This window comes from Scytonema millei VB511283 (assembly GCF_000817735.3).
In the GTDB taxonomy this organism is placed as follows: domain Bacteria; phylum Cyanobacteriota; class Cyanobacteriia; order Cyanobacteriales; family Chroococcidiopsidaceae; genus Chroococcidiopsis; species Chroococcidiopsis millei_B.
In genome coordinates this window covers 1,532,026-1,543,634 of the sequence record NZ_JTJC03000001.1, presented here as the reverse complement: position 1 = coordinate 1,543,634, position 11,609 = coordinate 1,532,026, and the positions used below count along the sequence as shown (strand labels likewise).

General features: G+C 44.5%; 9 protein-coding genes. 5 read left to right on the top strand and 4 right to left on the bottom strand.

Features of this window, described 5'->3' with window-relative positions:
• From QH73_RS06825 to topA, 3 genes are all read right to left on the bottom strand, one after another.
• Positions 1–131 (bottom strand): transposase (locus tag QH73_RS06825; RefSeq protein ID WP_165587617.1); only part of this gene is annotated, 131 nt, incomplete at its 3' end.
• Between the two features lie 59 nt (positions 132–190).
• Positions 191–1,936, bottom strand: a complete 1,746-nt coding sequence (locus QH73_RS06820; protein ID WP_132866713.1) for a sensor histidine kinase — start codon at positions 1,934–1,936, stop codon at positions 191–193.
• Positions 1,937–2,062: 126 nt separating this feature from the next.
• The gene (gene topA, locus QH73_RS06815) at positions 2,063–4,750 is read right to left on the bottom strand and encodes a type I DNA topoisomerase (protein ID WP_039715725.1); all 2,688 of its coding nucleotides are present in this window, start codon (positions 4,748–4,750) and stop codon (positions 2,063–2,065) included.
• A gap of 1,159 nt (positions 4,751–5,909) precedes the next feature.
• On the opposite strand from topA, the gene QH73_RS06810 reads away from it, so the two are divergent.
• Both QH73_RS06810 and QH73_RS06805 read left to right on the top strand, forming a co-directional pair.
• A complete protein-coding gene (locus QH73_RS06810) occupies positions 5,910–7,094 on the top strand; it encodes an acetamidase/formamidase family protein (RefSeq protein ID WP_039715724.1) in 1,185 nt (394 codons plus the stop codon).
• Between the two features lie 148 nt (positions 7,095–7,242).
• Positions 7,243–7,938, top strand: a complete 696-nt coding sequence (locus QH73_RS06805; RefSeq protein WP_039715723.1) for a cation diffusion facilitator family transporter — start codon at positions 7,243–7,245, stop codon at positions 7,936–7,938.
• Between the two features lie 24 nt (positions 7,939–7,962).
• Here the strand turns inward: QH73_RS06805 and QH73_RS06800 are convergent, their stop codons facing one another.
• Positions 7,963–8,229: a DUF1816 domain-containing protein gene (locus QH73_RS06800; RefSeq protein WP_039715722.1), complete on the bottom strand. Its 267-nt coding sequence runs from the start codon at positions 8,227–8,229 to the stop codon at positions 7,963–7,965.
• 865 nt (positions 8,230–9,094) lie between these two features.
• Here QH73_RS06800 and xth point away from each other — a divergent pair.
• The 3 genes from xth (at position 9,095) to QH73_RS06780 (ending at position 11,597) form a co-directional block, all read left to right on the top strand.
• Positions 9,095–9,898, top strand: coding sequence for an exodeoxyribonuclease III (xth, locus tag QH73_RS06790; RefSeq protein ID WP_039715719.1), 804 nt, complete (start codon positions 9,095–9,097; stop codon positions 9,896–9,898).
• Positions 9,899–9,998: 100 nt separating this feature from the next.
• Positions 9,999–10,598, top strand: coding sequence for a hypothetical protein (locus QH73_RS06785; RefSeq protein WP_201277965.1), 600 nt, complete (start codon positions 9,999–10,001; stop codon positions 10,596–10,598).
• 165 nt (positions 10,599–10,763) lie between these two features.
• Entirely contained in the window at positions 10,764–11,597 is an 834-nt protein-coding gene (locus QH73_RS06780) for an energy transducer TonB (RefSeq protein ID WP_039715718.1), read from the top strand.
• The last annotated feature ends 12 nt before the right edge of the window (positions 11,598–11,609 follow it).

Below are 11,609 nucleotides of genomic sequence, written 5' to 3'. Positions count from 1 at the left end.
TAGAAAATTGCGTTGAAAATCTCCCACATATTGACTGTACGGGGACGACCACCTAGTTTAGGCTCTGGAATCATGTCACTCAGAAATTCATATTGGGCAAGAGTCAAGTTGCTGGGATAAGCTTTACTCATGTCGCTCTCTCGGTGCTGTGTACTAGTTATTCGCAGCTTACACCGAGTGAGCTTTTTTACTACCCAACCCACTTTTCAAACACCCTCTTAGGAGAATATTTGATTGCATTTGAGAGCAAATTACTAAAAATGTGTCGCAGGAGCTTTTCATCCATACAAGCATGGATATACTGACGCTTGCAATGAAATAAGACCTTATGGTTTTTGGCAATTATTTCTATTTCCTCTATGAGTTCTTGACAAAAGCTGACGACATCAATCGAGTGGGGATCGAATTCAATTTTTCCAGCTTCTGCTTTACCAATTAAAAGTACATCATTTAAGAGTCCGGTCATATGTTTTACAGAATTAGCAATTCTCTGAAAATGTTGGTTTTTGCGCTCTTCCGTCCATTTATAGCCGTAATCTCGTACTAACTCTGTCGAAGATAGAATTGTGGTTAATGGTGTGCGAAATTCATGAGAAGCTATAGAGATAAATTTGCTTTTCATCTCATTCAAATGCTTTTCTTGTTGCAAAGCTCGATCGGTTTCTGCTTTGGCAGCTTCAGCGATTCTGACTTGTAACATTGCCGCTTCTATTCTTTGCTTTTCAGTGATATCTCGCGCTACACAAACGAACCCCTGCTTGTTACCCTGTTCGTCCACAATAGCAGAAGAACTAAAAGATACTGGAATCGCTCTACCTTCGGCTGTTAATAGGTAGGTTTCAAGATTGAGATTTAACCCGCGATCGGCTAATGTATAAACACTCAAGTTTGTGTTTTGGCTGAGAAAAAAATCGATCGATTTACCGAGTAATTCGCTTTCTGAAAACCCTAGTAAATTGAGTGTTGCTTGATTTACCTTAGTAACAATGCGTTCTGGATTAGTTACAATCAGTAAATCTGACATTGAACTGAGAATTTTATCTAAATAGATTTGAGATACTGTTGTTCTAGATAAACCTAATATCATGTGATTAAAAGCATCAGCTAAAACTCCGAGTTCATCGTGAGAATCGATCGCCACCCTAGTTTCTAAATGACCTTCTCCAACCTGAGTAGCTGCTGCTTTTAGCTTATCGATTGGTTTGAGAATAGAACGAGAAATGAAATAACCTACAACAATGGCAGTTATGACAGCAGCTAAAGTTGAGGAGACGATCGCACGCTCCCCCATGAGAAACATTTTTTCGGTTTCTCTAACTTCAGTTGATAAGCTATTTTCAGCACGCTGCCTGTATTCCTCGATCGCGGGCAATAAGCTTTTTTCTACATACCATTCTAATTTATCTGCCAAAAGCTGCTTTGCATCCCACTCATTAGTTGATAGGAGCTGTAAATATTGCGTGACAAGAGTTTTGTATCTGAAAAAATTTGCTTTTAATAATTTAAGACTTTGATAACTTTTTTCAGACTCTTCCCTCGTAAGGTCGGTTTCAAAACTTGTTATTAATACCGGATCGTTTTTCTGAATTCTATCATCTATATTATTTTCTATCTTGTTTAATTTAGATTCAATTAGTGCAACGACTTCTCCTCTACTATATATATGTATTTCTCCAATTGAAAGTTTATGCGTTGCTACATTCACCGCTTGTATGTCAGCGATCGCCCGACCAGAAAACTCGAATTCATAAATATATTTTTTCTGGATTCGATCTATACGATTGTGAATATTTTTATCGACAACCAATGCTAGACAACCGATCGAGCCTACTAATAAAGAAGTCCCGACAAAACCTATGGTTAACTTTTGACGAATCTTCATGTTAGAAACCAATTTATGGGAGTCGCGATCGCACTGATAGCTATAGCTATGCATTTTTATTTCAACTTCTAGGAATTGCGATCGACGACCGTATAAATACGGGTGTATCCCGTATCTCCCAAAAAAATAGAGACGCAAGTTCTTGCACCTCTACGCTCGAATTTATAACTAGTTAAGAATCTATGAAGACTTAGTTTTTGACTTAGAAGCAGTCGTGGTCTTGCGAGTGCTACTGCTAGCGGTTTTTTTCTTAGCTGTAGTTGCAGCTTTACCATTCCCGTTAGCACTTGCCTTAGTAGATTTGCGCGTCGTCGATTTTTTAGCACTCGATTCCTTTGAGGCTAATAGTTCTAACGCCTTATCTAAAGTCATATCTTCCACTTTTTGCCCCTCTGGTAATCCCACATTAGTCTTACCGTGCTTGACATAAAGCCCGTAGGGACCCTCGAAGATATTGACTGGTTCTCCGTCCCCCGGATGAGCGCCCAACTCGCGTAATGCTGGTTTGGATTTGCTGCTGGTACGTCGTCCTTTCTTGGGTTCGGCAAGAATCTCTAGCGCCCGTTCTAGAGTCACTGTCAAAACATTGTCAGTTGATTTGAGCGATCGATAGTCTTTGCCTTCCTTACCTTGGTCGTGGACGACATAGGGACCATAGGGTCCAATACTAGCTTGAATTTTGCCCCCCGTTGCTGGATGAGTCCCGAGTAGCCGAGGTAGAGACAACAAACCAACAGCTGTCTCTAGGGTGAGGTTATCAGGCGTGACACCTTTAGGCAACGAGGCTTGCTTGGGTTTGGGCTTATCCTCAGTTTTTTCCCCTAGTTGCACGTAAGGACCGTGAGGACCGATTTTGACATAGATCGGCTCTCCAGTTTCAGGGTGAATCCCTACTTTGTCGGGTCCTTCGGTTTTCTGTTTGAGTAACTTTTCCACTAATTCGGCATCTAAATCTGCCGGAGTCCAGTCTTTAGGAATGGAAGCAGTCACAGTATCGCTGCCGTTCTGTGCTTCGATATAGGGGCCATAGCTACCGATGCGGACTTTTGCTTCTAAGTCATCAAAGGCGACTGTTCTAGCAACATTGGCTTCAATTTGGCTTTCCCGTGCCTTAACCAGAGTTTCCAATCCCGCATCACCAGAATAAAACTTGCGGAGATATGGCAACCAAGCTGCTTCACCCGTGGCAATATCATCCAAGGTTTGCTCCATTTTGGAAGTAAAGCTAGGGTCTACCAAGTCAGGAAAATGCTGTTCTAACAAGGCAGTGACGGCAAAGGCGGTGAAAGTAGGAACGAGGGCGTTGCTGACGATTTGGGCATAGCCTCGGTCTACAATTGTGCCGATGATGCTGGCGTAGGTACTGGGGCGACCGATGCCCTCGCTTTCTAGGGTTTTGACGAGGGAAGCTTCCGTATATCTCGCAGGGGGTTGGGTTTCGTGACCGATCGCCTCTAGGTTTTTGCAGTCGGGGCGATCGCCTTTTTTCAGCGGTGGTAGAATGACTTCCCGATCTTCTAATGCTGCTTCTGGGTCGTCGTAACCCTCCACGTAGGCGCGTAAGAAGCCAGGAAAATCAATTCGCTTGCCACTAGACCTAAACCCTGCGTCTTCCACCTGCAATTGCACGATAACTTGAGTTTGGCGCGAGTCTGCCATCTGGGTTGCGACGGTGCGCTTCCAGATTAAATCGTACAGGTCGAATTCTCTGCCGCTCAAACCCGTTTCCTTGGGCGTGCGGAAGCTACTCCCAGCGGGGCGAATGGCTTCGTGGGCTTCCTGTGCGCCTTTACTTTTGGTGGAGTACTGGCGCGGTTGGGGACTGAGATAATTTTTGCCATACATCTGCTCGACGCAACTACGGGCAGCTGCGATCGCCTGCTCGGATAAATGCACCGAGTCGGTACGCATGTAGGTAATATATCCCTGTTCGTAGAGGTTTTGGGCGACCCGCATCGTGTCCCGCGCTGACAAGCGCAGTTTACGGTTAGATTCCTGTTGCAGGGTAGAGGTGGTAAAGGGTGGTGCGGGTTTGCGCGTCGTAGGACGTTCTTCTAAATCTGTCACCGTCCAAGGTTTGCCCGTCAGACGCTCTAGTAGTTCCCTGGCTTGGGTTTCATTCAGTAAAACCACATTGCGTCCGGCGGCGATCTGCCCTGTGTCTGGGTCAAAATCGCTGCCATTGGCGACTTTTGTACCAGCTAGCGCGGTAAGTTTGGCTTCAAATTCACCTTTCGCCTCCAAGGTGGCTTTGAGATCCCAGTAACTCCCTTGACGGAAAGCGCGGCGTTGTCGTTCGCGGTTCACTAAAAGTCTGACTGCCACTGACTGTACCCGTCCGGCGGATAGCCCTTTAGCAATTTTTTTCCACAATAGAGGGGACAGAGTATAACCTACCAGGCGATCGAGTATTCGGCGCGTTTCCTGGGCGCGAACGAGCTGTTCGTCAACAGTGCGGCAATCTTTCAGCGCTTTGCGGATTGCGTCTTGGGTAATTTCGTGGAATACCATCCGCTTGACCGGAACTTTTGGCTGGAGTAGCTGCAACAAGTGCCAGCTAATGCTTTCGCCCTCTCGGTCTTCGTCTGTCGCCAGTACGAGTTCGTCAGCAGATTTCAGTGCTTCCTTGAGCTGAGTGACAATTTTCTTTTTATCCTTGGGAATCACGTACAGCGGTTCAAAGTCACTTTCCACATTCACGCCCAACTGCGCCCATTTTTCCCCTTTAACGTTGGCGGGAATATCGGTGGCTGATTGGGGTAGGTCGCGCACGTGACCCATAGACGCTTCGACCCGAAAGTCCCTTGGTAGGTAGTTACGGATGGTGCGTGCTTTGGTGGGGGATTCGACGATAACGAGAGTTGACATGAGAACCTAAAGGAAAAATAGCGGCTGCGGCTGAAAAATCAGAATTAAGGATTTATCGGTCGGATGTCAATAGTTCACTCCTAGTACGACTGGATTGGGTCAGCATCAAGTGCCTACTGCGGAAAGCGATCGCTGGGGTGGGCATAGCTTCAGCTTCTCCTACCAAACTATTTCCATCTTTAACTTATATCTAGCATTAGTGGCTACCATTGAATGCAAGTTATAGTTCTAGACAATAGCTGGAAGTCCAGGCAGGTAGTGCCAAAATTCACATAAAAATTTTATAATTCACGCCGATCGCGCTTGGTAGTTGCGGGGGCGATTGTCTAGGAAATAGCTTGACTTTACACAGTTAGTAGCTGAAAAAATGTAAATGTACTGAAGTTATACAGCATAATCGAGGGTAGAGCGGTTTTTGTAGTTTTTTGTAGTATAGACAAAACGATGCGGCGATCGGGCAGTATTACTTGATGTTACCCAAGGTGTTGTTCGACTACCCGTACAGCAATTTGAGCGATAGATGAGTTCCTAGGATTGCAGACATGCACTTATTGTAAGGATAAGCGGCATTATAGGCACAAGGCGGTATTGTCTACCTCCATATCATTTCTGATAGAGCGCGGATTTAGCATTTGAATTTGAAATTTAGGCAAAATAAAACTGCCTGCGATCGCAGTTTAATTAAGGCGCGATCGCGTGAGTTCCCCAATACAATTAGCCCAAAATAAACCCGATTATCGAAATTCTTCTCTGGAAAACTGTAGAGAGTACATTTAAATAGTTATAGCAATTTGTCACACTGCGATCGCCAAACTACAAACCCAGCCACAAACGAAGTGCTTTTTCTATTTGTCACAACTGCTTGGATGATAGCAATCCAAGTTTTTTCATCAGCTTGACGTATGGAATTTTGACTAGACTATGTACTCTAACCGAGAAGTATTGCATTTGTCCGCCCCTTTCATTTTGAAATGTCGAGATTGACTATGTGTATCTTTTATTACAAATAATTGAACGTATTTTCAATCAAAATATAAATCGAGCTAAACGTCAGAGATTTAGCATTAGTGAGTCGATGAACCGATGTGCTTAACTTGGTGCAGTCAATCGTCCTGTTTCTGAATGAGTTTGCCAAAATCAGTGTGAATGTGAGGAGCAAGTGAACAAGCAGAAAATATTTACCTCGATCGCAAACGACCGGCTAGCGATCGGCGGTTGGAGTCTCTCTGGGCGGCTAGCGATCGCGATGGCTTTAGGGTTAATACTATTGTTGAGTACGATTTCGCTCTCAGTTCCCGTTATCGCCGCCGGACGGACGCAAACAATTCTTTCAACTCCCGCCAACGTAATTTGGGGAGAATTATTTAAACCAGATAGCAAGCCCATCGCCCGTGTCAGATCGGGCGATCGCGTGGTTATGGAGACAATATCTCATGAAGGTATCCTCCCAGATCAAGGAGACACCGTTCAGTTTTTCGCCCAGGGTGGCATTCCCAAAAATCCTAAAAGTACAATATCTCGACAGCAGATCCTCTCAGATCAGCTACAAACTAAAGCCAAAGTGAAAAAGACTGGTCCTGGTCCTCACGTTATTACTGGACCAGTTTACGTGGAGGGTGCTGTACCAGGCGATGTTTTGGAGATTAAGACCCTAGCCATTAACTACCGATCGCCCTATGGTGCAATTTCCAATCGTCACGGCAAAGGGGCATTACCTGGAGAGTACCCTGAAAATAAGGCTCCAATATATTCCAAGGTTATCGCCATAGATGCCAAGCGGGAAGTGGGCATTTTTCAACCCGCCAACAACCTACCACCAATTGAGATCCCGTTGAAACCTTTTATCGGATTAATGGGTGTCGTGCCTGCTAATTTGGCTGATGCTGCAAATTCCGTACCACCAGGGAACTATGGTGGTAATTTGGACATCAAACTTCTAGGACGTGGTTCGAGCTTGTATTTACCCGTACAAGTTCCAGGCGCGCTATTTTACGCTGGCGATCCCCATTGCGCTCAAGCAAATGGTGAAGTTGCTTTGACGGCGATCGAGTGTTCCTTAACTCCCACGTTTGAATTCATCTTGCATAAAGATATGAAGTTAACAACCCCAATGGGAGAAACAAAGGATGCTTGGATTGCTGTCGGATTGGACAAAGATCTGGATGAAGCCATGAAAAAATCTGTCAGAGAATACTTGCAAATTGCCAATGAGAAGTATGGCATGACAAAACAAGATGCCCTGATGCTAGGTAGTGCGGCAATTGATTTTGATGTTTCTCAGGTAGTAGATATTGTGAAAGGGATTCACGGAACGATCCCCAAGCAGTTGTTCTCTACTAAGTAATTCAGCCAGAAATCCAGCCAAAGTCAACTCATAGGGACGTACATCTGTATGCCCCTACAGCTCATCTACATAGAATTACTAATTACAAATTACAATTCACAAATTACAATTCACAAATTATACGCAAGTTATAGTTCGCCAATCCTCTATGCTTAATTCTCATTCTCATCATGGTCATTCTCATAATGATATCCACGGCTGCACTTGTCATACACTGAGCAACTACGATCGCAAAATTAAATTATTATGGACGGCACTCATCGCGATCGCCAGTTTTGCCGCAATTGAGTTTGGTGTTGGCTATTGGAGTCATAGTTTAGCTTTACAAGCTGAATCCGGTCATTTGCTGTCAGATAGCTTTGCTTTGGCTTTATCACTGCTAGCAGCCTGGTTTGTACAGCGACAAGCAGCTAAAGGAGAAAATTTTGCCCATATGCGGATCGAAGCTATCGCCGCTGTACTCAATGGTTTGGGACTGGTAGCAATCGCCGTTTGGATTGCAATTGAATCTGTCTCTCGCCTCCAGTCTCCACCGACAGAAATCCTCAGTTTACCGATGTTGGTAACTGCTGGGGTAGGTTTGGGAGTCAATGGGTTTAATGTCTTTTTACTGCACGACAGCAGCCATCACGATCTCAACGTCCGAGGTGCTTTTCTGCATATTTTGGCAGATTTAATTAGTTCGATCGGCGTAATTGTAGCAGCGATCGCTATCTGGCTCATGCATTGGTTATGGGTAGATGGCGCAGTTGGTTTATTTGTATCCAGTTTGATATTTATTAGTGCCATTCCTTTAATTATTCAAAGTCTCACTTCAATTCGGAACAAAGTGAGCCTTGAGTAGCGATAGCGATTGGCTCCCAACTGTCTAGTTATCCTGTATTTCCTCTTCGTCACAAATGGTTAACTCCGTAGGTTGGCAGCGCTTGATAACGATTGCAATTCCTTGCGCGCCTTCGCCATCAAGGTCTTCAACGTAGCCTGGATAAGCTGCTTTTGCTTCATCGTGGCTTGAGAAAGGTCCAAAATAATAGGTGCAGTGAGGCTTCGTTGTAATGATTTCTACCCACCAATCAGTCTCCTGCGCTACCCTAAACCCAGCAAATACTTGTTTAATCTGGTCTATTAATTTCATATTGAATGAATGTTTTAGTGACTTCAGTTCTTATGTGTGGCTTCTTTCGTAAGAAGGAGGAAAGCAGAAAGATATTCTAACTACTAAGCCTACTGCAATCGAGAATACAAAAGAAAGTGACTTTTGTGCTAGGAGACAACAGACTTTTTCAGACAATTGCTAAACAATACTAAATTTTGACATTTAACTTTTGATATCGATATTTAAGGTAACAACGATTAATATAATTCATCTTCTCCATTTTAGTAAATAGGCTTGTAATTAAAAAAGCAAGAGCAGCTCTTCTAAGGGTCTTCAATGTAGCCTGGATGAGCTGCTTTGCTTCATTGCAGGCTTGGAAAAGTACAAAATAATAAATGCAACGAGGCTTTATGGTGATGAATTCTACCCAGTAATTAGTCTTCTGCTCTATCCAAAACCTAATGAACACTTATTTACTTCAGCTCTTAATCTCACATTGGATAAATATTGTAGTTGCTTTATTTAAATGTGGTTTCTATCGCAAGAAGGAAAAAGCTAAAGTATTTCTGACTACTGAAACTACTGCGATCGACAATACAAAAAACGCGATTACTGTGTTAAACGACCACAGGATTTCTTCATCTCATCATTATAGAATACCAATTATTGATGTTTGGATTTTGGTATTGATGTTTAACTTATGAACGATTCATATAATTCACAATTTGCATTTTGGTAAGTAGATATGTCATTAAGAAAAGCAAGAGAAGCTCTTGCAGGGGAATATAATTGTAAATTCTAAATTCTTCTTTTCTCCTGACTCCTGTACGGGCGTATTTTAACAATGAGATACTTGTACTAGCTACAGGCAGCACGGATAATCTGCCCTTATGACTCCTAATACATGAAGATTGCCACTTGGAATGTGAACTCGGTTCGTACCCGCCTAGAGCAGGTGATAGATTGGTTAAGACAAACTCCAGTAGATGTACTGTGTTTACAAGAAACCAAAGTCGTAGATGCAGATTTTCCGCGATCGCCCTTCGAGCATCTAGGTTACTATGTATACACTTCTGGGCAAAAGTCCTATAACGGCGTTGCTATCCTCTGCCAACAGCCGTTACAAGACGTGAGTACTGGGTTTGCACCACTGTTAGTAGAGAGCGGTAGTGTAGAATCTGAGTTACTCGTAGCTTTAGACGAGCAAAAGCGAGTTATTACAGGTACGCTCGATCGCGTCCGCATCGTTAATCTTTACGTCCCTAATGGTGCGGCAGTGGGTAGTGAAAAATATGATTATAAGTTAGGGTGGTTAAAAGTCCTGCGGGAATATTTGCGATCGCAATTGCTCGTTTCTCCGGCAATGTGTGTTTGCGGTGATTTTAATATTGCTCCCGACGAGCGAGATCTGCACGATCCAGACAAGCTGACAGGTCAAATTATGGCATCAGAACCAGAACGTCAAGCCTTGCGGGAGATTTTAGCACTAGGGTTTGCCGATGCCTTTCGCAAATTTATCGCAGAAGGCGGACACTATAGCTGGTGGGACTACCGCACCGCAGCATTCCGCCGCAATTTAGGTTGGCGGATCGATCATCTATACTTATCGCCAGAATTGTACCAGCAGGCGATCGCGTGTTGGATCGATCCCACACCACGGAAGCTACCTAAGCCTAGCGACCATACACCAGTTGTTGTCGAATTCTAAAAATATGAGATTCAGCTTACGTTTTAGATCCCCCCTCGCCCCCCTTAAAAAGGGGGGAACTGGATTCTCCCTAGCCCCCCTGATTAAACAAGGGGAGAATATGACTCAAAGTCCCCCTTTTCAAGGAAGATCGAGAGGGATCTATAAGACTAAGGAAGCAAAGCCCCCCTTTTTAAGGGGGGTTGGGGGGATCTTAATCGCGATCGCTCTGAGTTTACCAGCAATTGCCCAACAACCACCCGCAGCTGACATCCGCGACGCTTGGAAGCCAGTTTACAAACAACTACCCAATCTTCCACTAGAGAATAAATATGTTAGTAGAGAGTCAGGAAAAGTTAATTCAGATAGCACTCTTGTCAACCGCTTAATTGAGTATCACGTTTATGTCAAAGGTCGAGCGCCCAACTACCGTCTAGATTGGAAATTAACCCTAGCAGATTATTTAGGTGCAAACGAACTCATTCAAGACACTACGTATTCAGGGGCAAAAACCTTACATCAAAATCCCCTAGAAGGCGATCGCGCTGCAATTAACCGCCTCAATCGCACGCAACGGGATGCTTTGGTACAGAGTCTAGTTAATGTCTTTACTCCCGAAACCTCCACACCTCCCACCACTAACCAACAACCACCAACCAACAACCAACAACCAACAACCTTTTCTCAACCAAAACCAGGCGATGCAGACTTATTGAAATGAATTGGTCATTTGTTAAGTGGCTGGTGGCTGGTGGCTAGTGACTAGAATCTTTTCTAGCCACTAGCCACTAGTCACTAGTCACTGACAACTGATTACCCCTTGACACGGGGAACGTAACATCATAATCTAACGAGAGTTAATGAAAATTGTTGGCAACTATTTTCTATGGGTTCTGATAATATTGCTATCCAGCAGCGAGAGAAAGAAGCGCGATCGCTGAAGACTCTTTTAGCTTGTAGCTTGGTTGGTTCCATAGCTTTGCATGTCGGTCTGCTATATGCAGGTATTGATAAATTATGGCAAAGGAATTTCACCCAGCCAAAACCTATAGAAGTTGTTATCGTCGATCCTCCTAAAAAACCGGAGGTCAAGAAGCCAGAACCTAAACCAGAACCACCAAAACCAAAACCGCAGCCACGGCGGGTACAACAGCCTAGAGTCAGACAGCCTCAACGAGTAGTACGCCAGTCGCCCCCCCCAAAAGTTATTAAGGCTACACCCAAGCCCGTACCGCGCGCTGTGACTCCGCCGCCCGCGCCTGCCCCATCTCCAGTAGCTACACCTAATCCCCAGCTGAGAAGTCAACTATCGAATCTCAGGAGCGATAGGGCAGAACAAACAAAAGTCTTAACTGGTAGAGGCAATCCTCAAGCACCCTCTGTAGCACCTAGTAATACTAACAGAACTCCTGTAGCAGCAGGACCGAGGACTGTCAGACAGCCTAGAGAAACGGGTGATAGTGGTTCCAACACTCTCAGTTGTCGCCGTTGTCCCGAGCCTAGATATCCAGCCAGTGCTAGAAGGCGGGGAGTGGAAGGCACTCCCAAAGTTGCTTTCTTTGTCGATCGAGACGGGAATGTTAGTAACCCGCAGTTAGTACAGTCTAGTGGTGATGCAGACTTAGATGCGGCAGCTCTCAAGCAGGTAACTCGTTGGAAGTATAACGACCTAAAAAGAGGAAGGCGCGTCGTGCTAAGAGTGCGATTCGTCCTCAACTAGAACTAAGGCTAA